This window comes from Bradyrhizobium cosmicum, assembly GCF_007290395.2.
GTDB lineage: Bacteria > Pseudomonadota > Alphaproteobacteria > Rhizobiales > Xanthobacteraceae > Bradyrhizobium > Bradyrhizobium cosmicum.
In genome coordinates this window covers 535,781-553,655 of the sequence record NZ_CP041656.2, presented here as the reverse complement: position 1 = coordinate 553,655, position 17,875 = coordinate 535,781, and the positions used below count along the sequence as shown (strand labels likewise).

Genomic DNA, 17,875 nt, shown 5'->3' with positions numbered 1-17,875 from the left:
CTGCACTGCACACAAGAAAGCCTAAAAACAGTCGAACCAATAGCATGCTCATCGAGCGGGCGAAGAAATTTCTGCCCAACAATCATCGTTCTCGTAGACTCTGACGCTTTCACAATTGGCAATTCGCGCCAAAAACCATGCAGCGATGACTTCTGCGGTGGGATTTTCGAGACCAGGCACATCATTCAAAACTCGATGGTCCACCTGCCTGATCAGAGGAAATACGTCCGCATCCATCTCTGCAAAGTCAGCAACAAAGCCGCGCTCATCCAGCTTTCCGGATAAGACCACCTCAATTCGATAATTGTGACCGTGCATGTTCTTGCACTTGTGGCCATCGGGCACCTTCGGCAGATGGTGGGCTGCTTCGAAACGATAGGTACGACCAATCCGCGTCATGACCCGGGTCTCCGACAAAGTGGCTGGTTCAGCCGAGGCCTGATCTGAACTGAACTTGTCGACCTCGATATGTCTATTCATGGGATCCCCATAAGCTTGTGTGTTTGCAGGCTCACGCGCCAACTCGGATTTTCGAGGCAATACTCTACCGCGAGCTTCGTGTTCAAAGCTCTGTCCGGGCCATCCATTGGTTGTAAAAAGAAATGCTCAAAATGTAGATGCTCAAAGGCGCTTGGCTTTGCGTTTTGTTGTGGGAAAACCAGCTTGAGCTCATTGCCCTTCTGCTGCACCAACCGGCTGCCCGCCTTCGGGCTTACGCAAATCCAGTCGATGCCCGGGAGAGCCGGAAGCGTTCCATTGCTTTCGATCGCAACCTCAAATCCCAGCGCCTTTACCTCCCGCAGCAGGTCGGCATCTAGCTGCAGAAGCGGCTCGCCCCCCGTCATCACAACATACTTGCGATCCGATGCATTAGTCCAAGCCCGATCTCCCTTCCAGACGAGGTCAATGGTACGCGCCAGCGCAGCAGGCGTTTCGAACTTTCCACCACCCTCCCCGTCTGTTCCCACGAAGTCGGTGTCGCAAAATTTGCATATGGCGGAGGCTCGATCTGACTCTCGACCGGACCACAGATTACAACCCGCAAAGCGACAGAAGACTGCCGCTCGCCCGGATTGGGCGCCCTCGCCCTGCAAGGTGTAGAAGAGTTCCTTGACTGAATAAGCCATCACAGATCTCGCCTAAGACCAAGGCTGCCTTCCGCAAATCGATCGAAGCCCTTGGCTCGAATCTCGCAAGCCGGGCAAGTTCCACAACCCCATCCCCACACATGTCGATGGGATCTGTCACCCAGGTAGCAGGTATGAGTATGCTCGATGATGAGATCAACTAAGGGCTTCCCTCCAATCGAAGCCGCCAGATCCCAAGTCTGGGCCTTATCGATCCACATCAACGGCGTATGAAGCACAAACCTAGTGTCCATTCCGAGATTAAGGGTCGCTTGCAACGACTTGATGGTGTCGTCTCTACAGTCTGGATATCCAGAGAAATCAGTTTCGCACATCCCCCCGACGATGTGCTTGATGCCACGTCGATATGCGATGCAGGCGGCAACGGTCATGAAAAGCAGGTTCCGGCCCGGCACAAAGGTACTTGGCAGATTGTTTGCCGCAATCTGGATTTCGACGTTTCGCGTCAGGGCGGTCTCACTCAGTAAGCCGAGCACGCCGAGATCCACGAGGTGATCCTCGCCGAGGGCAGCAGCCCACTTAGGAAATGCAGCGAGGATTGCTTCTCGAACAGTACCGCGGCATTGAAGTTCGATTGCATGACGTTGCCGGTAATCGAATCCCACGGTCTCGACACACGAAAACTTCTCAAGGGCCCAGGCCAAACAGGTGGCGGAGTCCTGCCCGCCTGAAAAAAGGACAAGGGCACTTTGCTGATTCAAATTCATTTGCATTCCTAACCGGTCGCTGTCTTACGGACGAGATCGACGGTGGGCTCTTGGAGGACACGGTCACGATTGGTCTGCCGAACCAGACGATCGAGATGATCGGAGAGCAATTGGATGTCCGGATGAACGCTCTGAAGCTCGTTCCACGCTCGTTTACGTACATTGTCAGAGTTTCCGAACGACCAGACGCCCTGCGTCCAATGAGTTTGCCCGCTGATATTTTTCAGAACTTCGCGGAAGTCTGCAAACGTACGAGCCCCACAGACATGGAAGGCCACCTCCATGACCCGCCCCATTGAAATAATGCCAACGCTATGGACCAGTCTCGATGTTTTCGGAGAAAGTCCGACCCAATCCTTCTTGAAAACTTCCTGTATTGCTCCGTAGAAGTCGCTAACTAGTCCAAAGCATCGCTCGTCACCATCGGGGCTTTGTGCGAGGACACGAAGAGCACCGTGCGATCGCGAAGCCATTATGACACGCTGAATTGCATTACTCGCAATGACGCCTTCGGGGTTCGTATGTAGCCTGATCTGCCGATATAAAGTTGAATTCCGATCAAAATTAAGCCGCTGCGTCAAAGCCGAAGCCATAGACCGAGAAGACATTCGTTCTGGCAGGCTCGCGATACCGGGAAGAAGCTCATAGATAAGTTCTTTCGGGAGAGGGCGGGTATTGTTGATCAGGATGAATTGACGACGGAGTTCTTCTTCGTTCTGGCAGATGATTCCAGAGACGAAGACCTGAAATGACTTATCCGTTAGCGGAGCCAGAGCACTTAGTCGCTGCTGTCCATCGACAATTAGCCCCGGAGGGCCATCAGAGACGTCAACTTCCACTTCGACGATACTATCTTTGACTTGCGTCACTGTAACTCGGTCGGTGAAAGCAAGAACCACAGAATTCGGGAGGACCGCGTCCTCACGCTCTAGGTAGTCCCGGATTTCCAAAATGTGAGACGCGATCTGAGGCCTTTGAAATCCTCTTAGGGTTCCACCATCGCCGCGGCCTGCGCGCTCAATCCTGCCCATGGCGAAAACCTCTGCAGCGGTTGCAGCGAAAGAAAACACGACATGCTGTGGGCTCTGCGCAGCTCTAACTGCAGAAAAGACTAGCTTGTTCGTCATAGGTGTCTGCCTTCTCTAGCCCTTTTACGTGGTTGTAGAAAACGTGCAGGTTGTGGATGCCCCGACGCTTGTTGCGATTGCTCGATCGGAAGATAATAACCTCGATCGATATCTCTCGGCAGATCGCGCACCTGCAATCCTTCCAAGGCTTCGATTCCAGAGTTTGGCGATAACGCGAGCGAATATCGAAGAGCTTCTTCTCGGATGCTGACGCGTCATCTGCATGAGGGCTCATCAGCAGCACTTCAGAATAGCGTGTCACGGCATCGAGCGTCCCCTCGATGTCGGCTTGCCCCCGATCGAACCGACGCAAGGTATCTAGAGCTTCACGCTCTAAGGCCAACAGTTCTTCTTGTGTAATCCGCCCAGACTTGACGAGTCGCCCCAAGGTAAGATTTTCCAACGCCTGCGGAATCCGGATTGCTGTAAAGTACTTGAGCTTTTCGTCGCCAGCAGGAAGATAATAGTTGGATTTCTGGTCCTTGAATGCCCTCAATAGCGGTGAAGTCGTATCAAAGCTCGTGATGTTGTGCCGCTGAAATTCGAAGATGTTGTCTGCTTTTGCAAATCCGAGAACATGAATCCGGGTACTTGGTTTGATTTGCCCCCTGATCGCGTCGAGACACCTGTGGATCGCGTCGCTTTTCAACGGCGCCATGCCTCCAAGGGCAAGATATGTGTAGCCCATAGCCTCCAACTTCTGCGCTGCGCAGCCCATCGAATCTGGTGACCACCCCTGCACGACGCCCATCGGCGTAAAGCCTGGCCCCAAACTCTTAGTCGACGCAAGAAATCGTCGCGCATTTTCAATTGTAATTTCGAAGCGTCGACGAGACTCTTCGGTTCCACCCGCCATGCCCACAACGCTCTCGTCGAATTCGAAGATCACGTGGTCGACTGAGCAGCCATGAGTAAAACCAGCCTCACCGTAGAACTCGGTCATGTCCTCCACGGAAATTGGGGGCTCAGTATCCCGGTGGTACGAAAAGGCACCGGAGTCGCCGATTACCCATGTCCCTGGAAACTTTTTCTCAGTGAAGCGAAGAAACTCGCGCGCACCTACAAGGCGAAACCGCATTGCTTGCGGCAGCGTATACTTTCCCCGCATGACGATGGCATGGGATACCAGAAGTCCGCTGTACGGCGCATAGCCGAGTATCTCATGAGGATACTCGTCGTCCCACTGAGGCTCACGATCAGTGGGCGACCTGTCAGCGAGAAAATCGTATCGCGGGTCCACGAAATCGAGGCTATCGGCGTATATAAACTTCATGCGACCTCATGAGACAAATTGAAGTCTAGCCGAACCAAGAGGTCCGCAAGTCCCCGAACATGCTTTGGTACGTTCTGGACTTCATCCCATTTGAGGCCCAGACCTTCCCAAGTTCCCGATGTCCAGTGGCAGTGTGGGCGCAGCCGACGTAGGGATTGCCTGATCTCATTCTTAGGATCATCTCGCCCGTGGAGTCGGGTCATGATTCGGTCCATCAGCACTCCGACCGCCTGAATTCCAGCAGAATGCATCAACCTGCTCCGAGTGGGCGGCTTACCCCATGCATCTGGAAATTCTTCACGGACTGTCTGCCAGAAGAGAAACATCGTCCGATACATTCCGTCGATGTCCTGGCTGCCATCATCTGACTGCCGATAAAGCGCGAGCGCTCCCAAGGGATTATTGATGCTGTTTGTCATGACCTTGATCAGAGCGGTGTCAATGATCACCGCCTTCTCACTATTCTCTTGCGACATCCGCCGGATGAGACCAAAGAAAGGCGAACTCTGATCCCGGTTCAACAGCGTGCAAAGCTCGCTTGGAATTTTTCGGATACTGAGCTCGCGCGGCAACTGCACACCAATCTCTGGGAGTAGTTCGTTTATAAGTCGCACCGGGAGTGGTCGCGCCTTGTTCACAAGAATGAATTGCTCGCGCTGAACATCAATGTCGCCCGAGATAAATGCGACCACAGGAACAAGGATCTGCGTGTTCTTGGTTCGGGATAGCGCCAGCGAACGTTGCTGACCGTCTACGATCCACGCAACCCGTCTTCCTTCTTCGCGGATTGGAATAGATAGAGTACCGATTTGCGCTAGATCGGAGATGCCATCGGGCGTGGGCCCACGCGACTGCTTGAAGCTGATTTCCGGAGACAGGGCAAGAATGATCGCATTGGGAAAGAGGATATCTCCGCGATCAAGGTACTGAACGATGCCTTTGACGTGATTCTGGATCTCTTTCCGTTGAAACCCCTTAAGACTATCACTCGCGTCCCGAGATACCCGAGAAATCTCGGCGATCCTCGTGATATCAGCCCCCTTAATGAAGAAGGAGAACACATGGACACGCTTGCCCTGCGTGGTCCGGAGCGCTCGAACGCAAATGTTTTTTAATTTGCTAGGATTTTTCATTGGGACATTCCCTCGGCGACGCGGCGAAAAAGACCCGCAAATCGCCCCTGCTCGCACGCGATATTCTCGACATCACGCAAATAGCGAAGGCCTCGGCCGGACTTTCCTTCAATGCGGCTCCAATGTCTTTCGATTACGCGCATGATCTCGTCGTCAGTCTTCGTCTGACGGGCATGTACCACCGGATCTCGCCAACTCGATAACGCCGCGAGAACAGCATTCGAATGCTCGCGGATAGATCCTCTCTTTGCCAAGCCGCTGTCGACAAAGTGCCTTAGGGCACGTGAGGCAAAGTCGCTCCTCGTCCCACGAATTGGACTGTCTGGTCCGTCGAGGCGACCATCGTAGGGAAGCATCAGGCCTCGAAGTCGGTCATCCGCCAGCTTTGCTAGCCCGAGTCCAGCGATTCGCACTCGCGCCAAGTCGCGGTCTGGCAAACTATTCAAGTCACTCCGAACCATCGGGAGATACCTGCTGGACAGACCGAATAATATCAATGCGGCAGGAGTTGCCCTGACCAGGTCGGCCAGCGGGGTAGGGCTTCCTGTCGACTGAATGCCCGACCACCAATCGTTGTGGGAGAACCCGGAACTGATCGAGCGGCCAACGAAGTCTTCGCTGGCAGGCACGAGGGTGGCGCTGTAGCTAGCGATCTGATCGCTAGCACTCACCAGCCCGTACCCCGCAGATATAATGTAGAAGTCAGCATGGCCCGCCTGCGACGCTTTATCGGCCTCCTGAAAGCTTCGTCCCCCATAAACACGGCGGGCTTCAGCTACCGGCTGAGCTTTTGCACGCCGAGACCTCCACTGCTCCAGTAGCTCCCTCAGGTTCCCAGCACGCAGTTCGCGCGCCCTCATCTCAGCCGCGACCGGGAAGCGCTTTGTATCTGAGCAAGTGGTGACGACAATAACCGACATGTAAGTTCTTTTAGCGTTTTGCTAGTTATTTGGCCTAGATAGGTCAGCTGGATTGTAAGTTATTTAGCTCCGGGGTCCCCTAGCTTTCCAGTTGAAAGTCGCCCCCAGCAGTTATTCGCGACATCGGCAGTGGATAACTGCCAACAGGCTCTAGGAAAGGGGTATCGGGATCGAGGCCCAGCGTCGCGGTCCTCGGACTTTCTCAGCCTGTGGCTGACTTACGGACAAAGGGGCTTTAGGGATGGTCGCCAGTTGAAAGTGGGTTCACCAGAGAGCCGAATCTCGGCACGAACTCGGAGCAAATCTTTGGGGTCTTAGTGGAGCCGCTTATATGCTTAGCTCCCATTTCCTGCTTTCTCCTCATCGTATTCATCCATTGCAAGATCCAGAAGCGGCAACTGGTCTGGCGGTAACGCCGAGAGGCGACTTCGGCTGGCTGGCGTGAAACCGAACTCCGATGACACCCTCATCATGATTTCAGCTTGCCGGTTTACGATGGCGAGATACGGGGACTGGATCGGGTAGCCTGTCGGCGACTTCACCATCATCCCGTACTTCTGGATCTGCTCCATTGCCTCAGCCCAGAGCGCATAGGCTCCGCAGTAAGTGGCAAGCGCGCCGCGATCGAGGTGCGTGACCAGGTTCAGTTTCGAAAGTTCTGCGGTGATGCGGATCCATTCCTGTCGGGCGATCGGACTGAGTTGCGGGGGACATTCCGGCATTGCCGGCTCTGGCCGCGGCTCATGGGAATTGAGAGGCCGTTTGCCGGGATTACCAGTCAGTGCCTTCAGTCGCGTAGGCTTTGGGGGACGGCCTCGCGTCATTGCGCTTCCTCAACAGCCGGAATTTCCTTCACTAGAGTATCGAAATTCAAGCCATCGCTGTCGCGCCTAGCTTTCTCCCCGGTGAAGGACTGCCACCGGCGGATCGCAAGGTCCACAAAGAGCGGGTCTAGCTCAATAGCCAGACAGACTCGCCCACACGATTGCGCCGCGATCAGCGTCGTTCCGCTGCCGAGGAAGGGCTCATAGACTGCCTGGCCGGGGCCGGAGTTGTTGAGCATAGGCCTGCGCATGCATTCGACCGGCTTTTGGGTGGCGTGCCTGGTTTCGGCGTCCTGGCCGCCGCTAGCGATCGTCCACAGCGTGGTTTGCTTGCGGTCGCCGGTCCAGTTACCCTTCCTTCGGACCGCATACCAACAGGGCTCATGCTGCCAGTGATAGTCTCCCTGGCTCATGACCAAGCGCTCCTTGGCCCAGATGATCTGCGCGCGAATCGAAAAGCCGCTCTTGAGAAGGCTTTCGGCAACGATGGTCGACCGTAAAGCACCATGCCAAACATAAGCGATTTCGCCTGGATATAAGCCCCAGGTAGGCGCCCAGTCGGCGATCTCGTCGTTGCGGATTTTGCCTGTACGCTTCGAATTGTTGACGCCGCGGCGATGACGCCATTCCGGGTCGTACTCGACGCCATAGGGCGGATCGGTGACCATCAATTGAGGCAAAGCACCAGCCAGCAGCGAGTGGACGAGAACTGCATCTCGACTATCGCCGCACGCAACGCGATGAGGGCCGAGTTGCCAGATGTCACCGGATCGGGAGACCGCGGCCTCGACGATAGAGGGGGTATCGTTCTCGTCCGTTAAGCCGCTCTCGACCCTTGATAGCGCGGCCGCCAACTCTTTTTTGCTGAAGCCAATAGATGCGAGATCGGCACCCAGCGCAGACAGGTCAGCCAGTTCGAGGTTGAGCATCTTGCTGTCCCAACCTGAATTTAGCGCAATCCTATTGTCGGCAAGCACCAACTGGCGGCGTTGCACCTCCGTCAATCCTCGGAGGACCACGACCGGCGCCTCCGTCAGACCAAGCTTGCGAGCAGCGGCCAGCCGGCCATGTCCCGCGATGATATCTGCGTCTTCGCTGACGAGGATTGGATTCGAAAAGCCAAAGGCGCGAATGCTGCCGGCGATCTCGGCGACCTGGGCCGGACTATGGGTGCGCGCATTGCGCGCGTAGGGGATCAGCCGATCAAGCGGCCAGTATTCGACTTGAAGGCGTGCGTTCGCTTCTTCTGGGCACGTCGCGTGTGTCATGTCTCGGCCTTTTGCACATCGCCCGTCATCGGGCACCCCTCCCCCCCTAGGGAATTTCGCGACATTCTTTGCAAGCCACGGCCGTTGCTTTGATTCGTCTTTTTTGCGCTGGCCCGCTGGTGATCATCCTCGCCGCGAAGGAAATTAAATGGTGGATTTTGCCGGGTGCTTAAGTCGTTGGAGCGGTCAGCCGCGGAGGCAGACTGATGTGCGCAGAAAATATGACGCGACCTCAAGGGCTTATGGGCCGTGACGGCCCACCCTGATGCCTCATCTCGCGAAAGACTCGAAATGCATCCCTCTACAGGCCCGAAAATTCGCCTGCACTGAAAAAAAATCCCTGAATGAGAGTGGCGCCGGTCCGTGCTTGCACACGCGCCTGACTTTTTACCCGCCCCCCCGGTCTGTCTATTCACCACGATCACCCATCTTCGCGGCACTATCGCGGTAGCGCTGCAGGACAAGTCTCAGCCCAGCACCGCGACAGTTGAGTTCAGCTTCCGTGGCAGCAATACGCAGTGGCTCGTCAATGAAATCGACGATTGCTCCGTACACCGCAACCTTCGTCGACAGCTCACATCGGAGATTATCGCTCCATCGCCGTTCGGCAGCGATACGCGCCACGTTTGCGGAAGACGTCGTCGGCACTCGCGGATTGGATGCTTCGAACTCCTTCCTCGGCAACTTCGTCGCCAAGCCTCTACTCCAGGACATAACTGGCGCTGCTCGCGCAGCAGAACCCTCATGGCGTTTGGCTGCTAAGGTTCTATATAGTGGATTGCTAGAATAGGTTTGGTGGCCATGCCCGTCACCCTCAGGGTGTCGCGTTGGTCCCGCCGAAGGTGACACATTGAGCGACCCAAACTTCTGTTGCCGAAACTTGCGTCGAGAATTCCATCGATCTTCGGCCTCCCTAAACGAGGACCAGATCGGCTCGTAACTGTTGCGGTGGAACTTCCCACCGTGCCGCACCTTCCGAAAAAAGCTCAACCGTTCCAGACGAGCGACCGCACGCATAACCGTGCGACGGCTCATGCCAATAAGATCAGCGAGCGTATTGAGACTCGGGTCGCACTGTCCTGTGCGGCGGTTGAAATGATCAATTAGCGCCCCGGCCACTCGCTTTTCTGCTCCCGAAAGCTCGGCAGCCAGATTTATGACCTTATGAGCGAGGAGCGTCTCTAGTGGAGTGACTGACATGCGAATCCCGTCTGCGATACGGACGCAATCAGAGGCCCCTTTGTACCGAATGGAAATTGTGAAGATCGACTACTACTATGTAAAAGGATTATTCTTGCTCGCAGGCGCTCGAATATTATCGTGATGACGAATCATTACGAGGGTTTCGAGCCATGGAAATGCATCGAACGCACTCAGCAACTGACGACCCTAGACAGCGTCAGCTCCATCGATTGCAGATGGCGACCGATGCTGGCATCGAACTCGCACCAGCCGCCGCGCTTTTCTTTTGCGATCGTCACAAGGTACCCGTTCCCGACTGGCTAGTGAGTCGTGCTGCTCGGGGATACTGCCAACAATTGGGTCCCAGTCGACCCAGGAACCGAGGCCGCTCGTCTGGCATCCTGGACCGTTGCCGGCAGGATATGATCGATCTGATGCGTTGGGATTCAGTCCGAGAAGCGCGCTTTCAGCAAAAGACCTTTAGCGAAACGCTCAAAACGGATGCAGACGCACCTCCCAGCGTGCTCGAGCATCCAAGGAAGATGTCAATCTGGTACGGACACGACTGGCTAAGGGCCTACGAATGCGCATCGATGATCCTCAAAGACACGCCTGCGTTCGGCGGACCAGATGCGATGAAGGCAAGCTACTGCCGCGTCGAGCGCAATATGGCGCACCCGAAAGAGTCTTGGAGATACTTCCTGTTCGAGCCCGAATTTCTTGAGACCATTGGACTTGAGCATCCCAGCCGCTGGGGTCAGTCTAGCAAATGGACGCCGTTGTATCACCTGACGCTATAAGCACCTTCTGACAGTTTCCTTGGCACAAGGCGAATCGTAGTGACCAAGGAGCATGAAGGTGCATCAAGAACAAAGCGAACGGCTGCGGGCCATTGAAGCAGCCAAGTACCTTCGCGTAAGCCGATCCACGCTCGCCAAGTGGCGCATGGCCAAGATCGGACCGCCCCACCATCGCTGTGGGTCTCGCCTAGTTTACTATTTCATTCATGAAATCGATGCCTGGTTGGCCGCGTGCGACGCCGCAGCAAATGGTAATTCGCGATGATCCAGCGGGTTCATTCAGCTTCGGGGGTCAACCTCGCAGGTGATAACTCCTTGCCCGAAATTGCTGAGATTTTGGCATGCGGTCTTGAACGCTTGCTGAATCGAAAGTCCAGTCAAGTTTCGGAAGTGAGCGAGGAGATCTCGCTTTACTTTTCGGCTTTCCAGAGCGGTGGTCGACCCGTTCCGCTAAACGGAGAACGGCCATGAAATCGTCTATGCTGGCCCAATTGGCCGCCCTTAAAGGCGCTGCTGCCCCCGTACTGAAGGCCCGCTGGCGCGAACTATTTGATACCGAGCCGCCGGCCTATAACCGCCGCTTCCTTGAGAGCCGATTGGCCTACCGTATCCAAGAATTGGCCCATGGCGGCCTTTCCCGCGAAACCACCGAACGCCTCAAAGCCATGGCTAAGCAATATGCCGACCAGAAGCCGGCGGACCGCAAGGCTCGACCGCTTTTGCGGCCCGTCGCGGGGACGAAGCTGATCCGCGAATGGGAGGGCGTGGAGCACTGCGTCACGGTTCGCCACGACGATTTCGAATATCTAGGCCGCCCCTACAAATCCCTGTCCTCGGTCGCCCGCCAGATCACGGGCACCAAATGGAATGGCTGGGTCTTCTTCGGCTTGAAGAACTCGGTGGGAAAATGACTTCCCGCAAACCGGCAAAGGGACGAGCCAGCCCATTCGCGAATGCCTTCGAGCGATCAGGCTCTAGCCTCGCCTCCGTCCGAAAGGTCCGCTGTGCGGTATATACCCGCAAGTCGAGCGAGGAAGGGCTCGACATGGACTTCAATTCGCTCGACGCCCAGAGAGAGTCTTGTGAAGCTTATATCGTGAGCCAACGAGCAGAGGGGTGGACCGCAGTTTCAGATCACTATGATGATGGTGGCTTCTCGGGAGGCACGCTGGAAAGACCGGCGTTGAAGCGGCTTTTGACAGACGTCAAAACAGGCAAGATCGACGTCATCGTGGTCTATAAGATTGACCGGCTCTCCCGGTCGATGCTCGACTTTCTCAATTTGGTCGAGCTGTTCGAAAGCCACGGGGTGACGTTCGTTTCCGTCACCCAATCGTTTAACACCAAGGATGCCATGGGGCGCATGGCGCTGAACATCCTGGTGACATTCGCCCAGTTCGAGCGCGAGCTGATTGGCGAGCGGATTCGCGACAAGGTCGCAGCCTCTCGCAAGCGCGGTAAGTGGATGGGCGGATGGACGCCGCTTGGCTATGAAGTCCGTGACCGCAAACTGCTGGTTCACGAAGTGGATGCCGAACGGGTCAGAGCTATTTTTCGGCGGTTCGTGCAACTCAAATCTGCCACTCGGCTCGCCCGCGAGCTGGTCGCAGCCAACGAGCGCAACCGATACGGTCATCTTCTAGACAAGGGGGTGCTGTACAAGATCCTCCACAACCGGGTCTATCTTGGCGAGGCGGTCCATAAAGGCACCTCATACCCCGGCGAGCACGAGGCGATCATCGATCGCAAGCTCTGGGATCAGGTCCATACTATTTTGAAGGTGAGCCCCCGCAAACGCGCCGGCAATGCTCGCGCGCAGACCCCTGCAATTCTGAAAGGTCTGCTCTTCGGCCCCGACGGCGCCGCGATGTCACCAACCCACACCCGAAAGTCTGGTCGCCTCTATCGCTACTACATCAGCCAAACCGCCATGAAGCAGGCAAGGTCGGACTGCCCCGTCAAGTCGGTGCCCGCCGCCGAGTTAGAGCGGATCGTCGTCGATCAGGTTCGGCAGCTCCTGCAAACCCCAGAAGTCATCGTTCACACCTGGCGCGCTCTGCGAAAGCAATCCTCCGAGATCAGCGAGGCCGAAGTACGGGGCGCGCTCCTCGGCTTTGACGAGCTCTGGGACGAGCTGTTTCCGGCAGAACAGGCGCGCATTGTCGAACTGCTTGTCGAGCGCATCGACATGCAAGCAGAGAGGATGGATATCACCTTGAACGTCCAGGGACTGACCTCGCTCTCCTCGGAATTGCAGCCCCACCCCTTCCAGCAGGCTACTGAATGAACAGGCCGACCACCCTCACCCTCGGGCCCATCGGACGACCGAGACTCAGCCGTGACGGGCGAACAATGATCGTGAGCATCCCGATTGCGTTGCGACGATCGGGTGGGCGCAAGCGCGTGGTTACTCCGGCAAATGCGGAAGTCTGGTCGCCCCCGAAGCCTCAGGTCGACAACACATTAGTCAAGGCAATGGTGCGGGCGCATCGCTGGCGCAACATGCTCGAATCCAACCTGTTTAGCTCAGTGCGAGACCTCGCTAGGGCCGAGAAGATCAACGAGTCCTATCTCTGCCGGGTACTTCGGCTGACCCTGCTCTCGCCGGCCATCACCGAAGCCATCCTGAATGGGCTGCAGTCGGAGGGGCTGGAGCTAGCACAGTTGTTGAAATCCATCCCTGCCGAGTGGGACGAGCAGCAGGCGGTGTTCAGCTCGTCTGCCAAGAAAGCTGAAGCGCGTTAAAACCCCTTACAAGATGGAAGTGGTTTCAGCCGGCACGGATTCGCCCATCGAATGTTATGGAACCTCGACCGCTCGCTTGACGGCATTCCGTCACTTCCGTGCAGGACTTATGCCCAAACTAAATAGTTGATTTCGCTCCAATCCCGTGCGCGGGAAAAATTCTAACTTTAGTTCAAGCGGAGCGCACGACGCGACGCAGAGCCAACGTGCAAGCCTAGCGACAATGACCAGCCGCGCGCTGCGATGTGGGATCGCTCACCCGGGCTTAGGACACCGCCCCGGGGTAGGCTCAAAAGTCGGGCGCTCGGCCCATGCATAGGCCCTTCTGGCACGACGCAGGCAATTCCGAAATTCGGCAATTTCCCAGCATCGCTTGCTTGGATCCCTACTCTGCGCAAATGCGGGGTTACGGGCAGGCCGCCAAATCTCTCGCAAAATAGTAGTGTGGGCTTGCCGAGCGGAGTTGCTGGTTGACGAGACCAACGGCTATTCGGTCAAGCGTCTGATTCATAGCAGGGTGGGCCAATGCGAGCGTTGGTTCAATCGGTATGAACGGGTACGCGGGCCGATCCGGCACAACGAATTCGCCGCCTGAAGCGCGCACAACACCCCAACTCGCTGACGGGTTTATCTCACGAAGAAGCCGCCCCACTCTTATCCGTAACCCGATGCCGTTCGCCTGCCGGGCTGGGATCGTTATACCTCTTTGGAAGCCAAGCCCCGCCTTCTCCAGGCGCTCCTCCTGGTCCCTAGACCATGCACGACCAGGCAGGACCCCTTGTAGAACGGCGTCCTCTACCGGTTGTTCGCGCATCTCCGTCCTCACCACCCAAAGAGCGAAGAAGGAGCTAATGACGTGCGTTAGCTCTCGATCAAACGTCGAAACGTGACCGTCGACTATCGATTGGGCTAGAGGCTGGAAACGGTCTTCAATTTCTTTCATGAAGCCGACTTCAGTACCATGATCCCACGCTCGCCGTGCGCAAAAGACCCTGTCCGTCGGCTTCGCGCGTCGAACCACGGCGCCCTGCATGTGGAACATCTCGACTCTTCGATCGGACCCGCAGAATCTTGCAATACTCTTCGACGGAAACGTGTGCTGGGCGACCGCCAGCCGGTGGGGGTTTCCTTTTTGAGGCTTCTCGAATCTGGACATTGCAAGTCCTAAGAAAGGATCACTTCTAGGTGGACCCCGAGCAAAGCGCCCACTCGCCCACGTGGCTATCTTTCGGCCCGGCCCACCCAGAAGACTATTGGGCCTAGCAATAGACCAAATACGGCAACGGCAATGCCGGTCCAGAATGACGCGGGCGCCTCGACGGGCCAGCGCTCGATGTCGGTCCCGTAAGTTGTTTCTTCAAGCACGCGCTTAATTGGCGCAATCTCCAAACACTTTGTCCTAATCGTGGTAGCCAAGTCACTTGGGAAAGCTGTCAAACCTAGCAAATAGTTTGCGGCCGCAGCGACTTTATCGTCCACTCGAAATGATCGTCAGAATAAAGCAGCCCCCGCGATGAAGTCGTTTTGCTCCAGTGAAAGAGCGACGCCCCGAGAATCGCTAGTCCCAATAGAGCAACTACGATACCTATACGAGCAATGCGGGTCGTTACCACAAGCGCTATCCCGAGTGTCCCTTTGCGACAACATTAGGTAGAGTTTGTAGTTTCTATCAGTGTATTGCCCTTTCGTCAGCCCTTGCGAAAAGGATATATCGAGCGTGCGTCGCGCCTGGCTTTCCTTAAGGCGGACGCCGGGCGCTCGAACACATCGGAGGTGCGACTATGCCAAAGGAGACACCCTCGCCAGAAGCCGAAGTCATCGCCGCCCATGGCCGCCATGGTTGCGGCATTCCAAGTGCTGATAAACTGCTTAGAGGAAAGCGATGCGCTCTTGCCGGGGCAATTCCCCGATGCGCTTGGCGTTTACATGGAAATGGTGAAGAGCCGAACGGGTGGCGTGAACGATATGACGCTTGCGGTGCTCCATGACATTCGAGCGGCTACGCTGGATTAGGGCTCCAGGAGGGGGGCCGAATTCGCAGCGGTTCTGACACGGGCCTTTTGCTAAGCGATTACGCCCGTTAGTAGTCGGATTGCACGTGTATGCTTTGCCCAGTCTTCCTACGGCAAGGAATACTCGGTGCGCGAGGGTGACGCGCAATACGTGTCTTTCACCTTTAATTCCGGCGGAACAGGCACGCCTGATTCTCGAATGGAAACCGACTTGAGGTTCGGCAACCCAAGTAAGACTTCTGCATTTTTAAGCAGGGGCAATCTTAGGAGTTGAACACATTCCAGTTTGGACAGTCCCTTGAGCGGCTTTAAGTCAGTTACCCGAGGCAGATCAGACAAAAATAATTGTCTTAGTTCGCTGAGTGCAGCTATCGGTTCTAGATCGGGTATGTCTGCATCAGTGATGTAAAGGAATTTTAGATTTGGCATTCTCGTCAAGAAATGGAGACTAGAGGCGAACTTTGGTTTTCCGATAATAAATGCCTCCAAATGTGGCATGGTCCCAAGTGGATCGAGATCGTTCAAACCGTCGGCATTCGTAATTTCGATTCCGACGATATTTGATGGCGCACCAAGACCAGGAATTAGCTGATACGCGGGCTCCTCCTTTTGCAGGAGGAAGGGGCTGGAACGTGCCTTCTTTATGCTGATAGCGATCGGTCCCATATCTTTGAAGGCATTCGGTAACGACTCTAGCATCGAGCCAGTGCTGCTATACTCGATAACCTTTTCTGCGCTTGAAAAACTGAATATGCTGCTGGCTGCGCCCCTTATGGAAGGAGAACTGAATCTGCTGCTAAGAATTTCGGCTTCGGCGGCACGCTCTCGCGCCAGTTTTAGGTAGGACGACGCTCCCGCTAAGAGCAGTGGAAGCAAGCAAAGTGCCGCCGCACTCAACCGGTATTCGTAGACCGTCTCCCGCGAAAATAGCTTCCTTGAAACGTTCGACGGCTTTTGGGCTGAAAACGATGACCAATCTACAAGAACCGGATTATCACCCTCGATTAACGTTGAATTTTCCGTATCCGATGGGCCAATACGATATTTTTTAGCTATCGTGGTCGCGAACTCAACCAAGAGTCGATGCTGGATTGCCTGCAAGGAAGCTGGCTTCGCGATCGTGAAATGATCAGTCCGCTCAATCTTTACAGGCTCTCCAAAATATCGCGCTCCACTGAATCGTTGGACAATCTGCTTTCGTCTAAAAAAACGATCACTCCCTATGAAATTATCCTCAATCAGCTCCTTTCCGAAAATGGGTAGCCTGTCGCCCTCCTTGATATTGATGAAGTCTTTGTCCAGTGCAGATAGCCATTGGTTCTCCTCGCTGAAACGCAGAATATCAATCTGGGCATTATAGAATGGCGCGATTGCACTAACAAAATTTGCGTACTCGGATCCGAGAGAAGGCGAGGCGATGAGAAACAGACCGATCGGAAGCTTTCGATCAACAAGCGTCAGTTGTTGCGCCACGACAAATCGTCGGGCAAGTATACCGCCCATGCTATGACACACGAAGATCAAACCGGCGCCGACGCTGCCGTTATCGAACAAGCCGTCCAGCCGAAACCTTTCGCGCATCGCATCAACTGCGTTTTCCAGCGAGAAGGTGCCAGCGTGAATGTCTGCCCGGTACGAAAACAGATACACCCCGAAGTCACCAAGCTGCGGTTCGTCGCAGACCAGCTTTGGCCAGAACGAGCCGTCGGGATGGAGCCAAGCGGTCTCGTTGCTTGAAAATAATCCGTGCACAAATACGATGGTCGCGGCGTTTCGCGGTTTGCGCAGCCACATTGGCTCCATGGTTATCTAAGTCTCCTCTGTGCAACCGGAAATCAATCATAGGAGCATCTACGTGGCGTGACTAGACCCACTACACGCTACGGTTTATAGCGCGCACATGACGTTGGCGGGGGCTTATGGTGACTGAGGAATCAATTGGTCGGAATCCGAATTAAACACGGGACGAGCTTATTTTGGCATTAGAACTTTATCGGCGCCATCAGGGTAACCCGCCCGGCAAAGGTAGCATGGAGATAGTGGAGCTTTCGAAGCTCTTGAACAAAATGGGCGCCCAGCTCTCAACCGGGAGAGAAGACTTCCGCAATCCCAACGGCGTCTATATGAAGGCCATGAATTTCCGGCGCTTCGATCTTGCTTACAAAGCTGAGGGCAAGAAGGGACTGGAGCGAGACGGGAGGCTGGAGGGGGATATCTGGACCGCCTTCGCAGGCAACGAAGTCTTGCTGTCATTGACCGCTAGCTCCATTCGCGCAAACGTTGATGCGGGGTTGCCCATCGGGCCGGCACCTGAGGCAGAAGAAACGTTTGAGGCGGAGGAAGGGCGGGTACTGACGCGTGTGCATCTATCACGTGAGCGTAACCGTAAGCTCGTTGAGCAAAAGAAGCTCGCTGCGATCAAGGGGGCCGGCAAGCTAGCCTGCGAAGTATGCTCCTTCGATTTTGAGGCCGCTTACGGCGAGCATGGGGCAGGGTTTATCGAAGCTCATCATCTTAAGCCCGTCCACACGCTTCTGCCCGGGCACAAAACGAAGCTAGACGACCTGGCATTGCTCTGCTCGAATTGTCATCGGATGGTGCACGCTCGCAGACCCTGGCTCACCGTGCAGCAACTCAAGGAGCGGCTAGTAAAGCTCTGAGTCCCTATGAGGCGGGGAGCATTTTTCCGCGCCGCAGCGCAACAGTTGCGAACTCTAGCCTCAGCAACACATCCTC

Annotated in this window: 18 protein-coding genes and 2 pseudogenes; 8 read left to right on the top strand and 12 right to left on the bottom strand. The window is 55.6% G+C overall.

The window, feature by feature from the left end:
• Positions 1–48: 48 nt before the first annotated feature.
• From queD to dbpB (FNV92_RS02545), 6 genes are read right to left on the bottom strand one after another with little or no spacing between them, the layout of a single operon-like run.
• Positions 49–480: a 6-carboxytetrahydropterin synthase QueD gene (gene queD / locus FNV92_RS02570; RefSeq protein ID WP_186355507.1), complete on the bottom strand. Its 432-nt coding sequence runs from the start codon at positions 478–480 to the stop codon at positions 49–51.
• A complete protein-coding gene (queE, locus tag FNV92_RS02565) occupies positions 477–1,127 on the bottom strand; it encodes a 7-carboxy-7-deazaguanine synthase (protein ID WP_106949642.1) in 651 nt (216 codons plus the stop codon). The genes queD and queE overlap by 4 nt, the downstream gene beginning before the upstream one ends.
• Positions 1,127–1,855, bottom strand: a complete 729-nt coding sequence (gene queC / locus FNV92_RS02560) for a 7-cyano-7-deazaguanine synthase QueC (RefSeq protein ID WP_106949752.1) — start codon at positions 1,853–1,855, stop codon at positions 1,127–1,129. Before queC ends, queE begins: the two co-directional genes overlap by 1 nt.
• 8 nt (positions 1,856–1,863) lie before the next feature.
• Positions 1,864–2,982 (bottom strand): DGQHR domain-containing protein DpdB, encoded by a 1,119-nt coding sequence (gene dbpB / locus FNV92_RS02555; RefSeq protein WP_106949643.1) that lies wholly within the window; start codon positions 2,980–2,982, stop codon positions 1,864–1,866.
• Positions 2,951–4,255: a tRNA-guanine transglycosylase DpdA gene (dpdA, locus tag FNV92_RS02550; RefSeq protein ID WP_106949644.1), complete on the bottom strand. Its 1,305-nt coding sequence runs from the start codon at positions 4,253–4,255 to the stop codon at positions 2,951–2,953. The genes dbpB (FNV92_RS02555) and dpdA overlap by 32 nt, the downstream gene beginning before the upstream one ends.
• Positions 4,252–5,388, bottom strand: coding sequence for a DGQHR domain-containing protein DpdB (gene dbpB, locus FNV92_RS02545; RefSeq protein ID WP_106949645.1), 1,137 nt, complete (start codon positions 5,386–5,388; stop codon positions 4,252–4,254). The genes dpdA and dbpB (FNV92_RS02545) overlap by 4 nt, the downstream gene beginning before the upstream one ends.
• Here dbpB (FNV92_RS02545) and FNV92_RS02540 point away from each other — a divergent pair.
• A complete protein-coding gene (locus FNV92_RS02540) occupies positions 5,388–5,591 on the top strand; it encodes a hypothetical protein (RefSeq protein ID WP_143842374.1) in 204 nt (67 codons plus the stop codon). The two genes, dbpB (FNV92_RS02545) and FNV92_RS02540, sit on opposite strands and share 1 nt — an antisense overlap.
• A 483-nt stretch (positions 5,592–6,074) precedes the next feature.
• Here the strand turns inward: FNV92_RS02540 and FNV92_RS34675 are convergent.
• The 5 genes and pseudogenes from FNV92_RS34675 to FNV92_RS34580 form a co-directional block, all read right to left on the bottom strand.
• Positions 6,075–6,248, bottom strand: a pseudogene (locus FNV92_RS34675) (hypothetical protein); the annotation flags it as partial.
• 395 nt (positions 6,249–6,643) lie between these two features.
• On the bottom strand, positions 6,644–7,030 hold the full coding sequence (locus FNV92_RS02535) for a phage terminase small subunit P27 family (protein WP_244623777.1): 387 nt from the start codon (positions 7,028–7,030) through the stop codon (positions 6,644–6,646).
• A gap of 98 nt (positions 7,031–7,128) precedes the next feature.
• Positions 7,129–8,400: a site-specific DNA-methyltransferase gene (locus tag FNV92_RS02530; protein WP_168213385.1), complete on the bottom strand. Its 1,272-nt coding sequence runs from the start codon at positions 8,398–8,400 to the stop codon at positions 7,129–7,131.
• A 408-nt stretch (positions 8,401–8,808) separates the two neighbouring features.
• Positions 8,809–9,096 carry a hypothetical protein gene (locus tag FNV92_RS02525; RefSeq protein WP_244623778.1) on the bottom strand — a complete coding sequence of 96 codons (288 nt, stop codon included), beginning with the start codon at positions 9,094–9,096 and terminating at the stop codon, positions 8,809–8,811.
• Between the two features lie 348 nt (positions 9,097–9,444).
• Positions 9,445–9,600 (bottom strand): annotated as a pseudogene (locus FNV92_RS34580) (hypothetical protein); the annotation flags it as partial.
• Positions 9,601–10,004: 404 nt separating this feature from the next.
• On the opposite strand from FNV92_RS34580, the gene FNV92_RS02520 reads away from it, so the two are divergent.
• From FNV92_RS02520 to FNV92_RS02500, 6 genes are all read left to right on the top strand, one after another.
• Positions 10,005–10,382, top strand: a complete 378-nt coding sequence (locus tag FNV92_RS02520; RefSeq protein WP_106949650.1) for a hypothetical protein — start codon at positions 10,005–10,007, stop codon at positions 10,380–10,382.
• A 52-nt stretch (positions 10,383–10,434) separates the two neighbouring features.
• Complete coding sequence (locus FNV92_RS34575) at positions 10,435–10,647, top strand: helix-turn-helix transcriptional regulator (protein ID WP_106949651.1); 213 nt, start codon at positions 10,435–10,437, stop codon at positions 10,645–10,647.
• Between the two features lie 202 nt (positions 10,648–10,849).
• On the top strand, positions 10,850–11,293 hold the full coding sequence (locus FNV92_RS02515) for a DUF2924 domain-containing protein (protein WP_106949652.1): 444 nt from the start codon (positions 10,850–10,852) through the stop codon (positions 11,291–11,293).
• A 134-nt stretch (positions 11,294–11,427) separates the two neighbouring features.
• The gene (locus FNV92_RS02510) at positions 11,428–12,669 is read left to right on the top strand and encodes a recombinase family protein (protein ID WP_244623779.1); all 1,242 of its coding nucleotides are present in this window, start codon (positions 11,428–11,430) and stop codon (positions 12,667–12,669) included.
• Between the two features lie 65 nt (positions 12,670–12,734).
• Positions 12,735–13,127 (top strand): hypothetical protein, encoded by a 393-nt coding sequence (locus FNV92_RS02505; RefSeq protein ID WP_244623780.1) that lies wholly within the window; start codon positions 12,735–12,737, stop codon positions 13,125–13,127.
• 1,827 nt (positions 13,128–14,954) lie between these two features.
• Positions 14,955–15,140 carry a hypothetical protein gene (locus tag FNV92_RS02500; protein WP_106949656.1) on the top strand — a complete coding sequence of 62 codons (186 nt, stop codon included), beginning with the start codon at positions 14,955–14,957 and terminating at the stop codon, positions 15,138–15,140.
• A 107-nt stretch (positions 15,141–15,247) separates the two neighbouring features.
• On the opposite strand, the gene FNV92_RS02495 is transcribed toward FNV92_RS02500, so the two are convergent.
• Complete coding sequence (locus FNV92_RS02495) at positions 15,248–16,933, bottom strand: alpha/beta fold hydrolase (RefSeq protein WP_168213386.1); 1,686 nt, start codon at positions 16,931–16,933, stop codon at positions 15,248–15,250.
• A 182-nt stretch (positions 16,934–17,115) separates the two neighbouring features.
• On the opposite strand from FNV92_RS02495, the gene FNV92_RS02490 reads away from it, so the two are divergent.
• The gene (locus FNV92_RS02490; RefSeq protein ID WP_199580903.1) at positions 17,116–17,799 is read left to right on the top strand and encodes an HNH endonuclease; all 684 of its coding nucleotides are present in this window, start codon (positions 17,116–17,118) and stop codon (positions 17,797–17,799) included.
• The last annotated feature ends 76 nt before the right edge of the window (positions 17,800–17,875 follow it).

What these genes read in the sequence shown, in the direction of transcription:
- queD (WP_186355507.1), bottom strand. Translation starts at nt 480, where the DNA reads ATGAATAGACATATCGAGGTCGACAAGTTCAGTTCAGATCAGGCCTCG.
- queE (WP_106949642.1), bottom strand. Translation starts at nt 1,127, where the DNA reads ATGGCTTATTCAGTCAAGGAACTCTTCTACACCTTGCAGGGCGAGGGC.
- queC (WP_106949752.1), bottom strand. Translation starts at nt 1,855, where the DNA reads ATGAATTTGAATCAGCAAAGTGCCCTTGTCCTTTTTTCAGGCGGGCAG.
- dbpB (WP_106949643.1), bottom strand. Translation starts at nt 2,982, where the DNA reads ATGACGAACAAGCTAGTCTTTTCTGCAGTTAGAGCTGCGCAGAGCCCA.
- dpdA (WP_106949644.1), bottom strand. Translation starts at nt 4,255, where the DNA reads ATGAAGTTTATATACGCCGATAGCCTCGATTTCGTGGACCCGCGATAC.
- dbpB (WP_106949645.1), bottom strand. Translation starts at nt 5,388, where the DNA reads ATGAAAAATCCTAGCAAATTAAAAAACATTTGCGTTCGAGCGCTCCGG.
- FNV92_RS02535 (WP_244623777.1), bottom strand. Translation starts at nt 7,030, where the DNA reads ATGCCGGAATGTCCCCCGCAACTCAGTCCGATCGCCCGACAGGAATGG.
- FNV92_RS02530 (WP_168213385.1), bottom strand. Translation starts at nt 8,400, where the DNA reads ATGACACACGCGACGTGCCCAGAAGAAGCGAACGCACGCCTTCAAGTC.
- FNV92_RS02520 (WP_106949650.1), top strand. Translation starts at nt 10,005, where the DNA reads ATGATCGATCTGATGCGTTGGGATTCAGTCCGAGAAGCGCGCTTTCAG.
- FNV92_RS34575 (WP_106949651.1), top strand. Translation starts at nt 10,435, where the DNA reads ATGAAGGTGCATCAAGAACAAAGCGAACGGCTGCGGGCCATTGAAGCA.
- FNV92_RS02515 (WP_106949652.1), top strand. Translation starts at nt 10,850, where the DNA reads ATGAAATCGTCTATGCTGGCCCAATTGGCCGCCCTTAAAGGCGCTGCT.
- FNV92_RS02510 (WP_244623779.1), top strand. Translation starts at nt 11,428, where the DNA reads ATGGACTTCAATTCGCTCGACGCCCAGAGAGAGTCTTGTGAAGCTTAT.
- FNV92_RS02505 (WP_244623780.1), top strand. Translation starts at nt 12,735, where the DNA reads ATGATCGTGAGCATCCCGATTGCGTTGCGACGATCGGGTGGGCGCAAG.
- FNV92_RS02500 (WP_106949656.1), top strand. Translation starts at nt 14,955, where the DNA reads ATGGCCGCCATGGTTGCGGCATTCCAAGTGCTGATAAACTGCTTAGAG.
- FNV92_RS02495 (WP_168213386.1), bottom strand. Translation starts at nt 16,933, where the DNA reads ATGTGGCTGCGCAAACCGCGAAACGCCGCGACCATCGTATTTGTGCAC.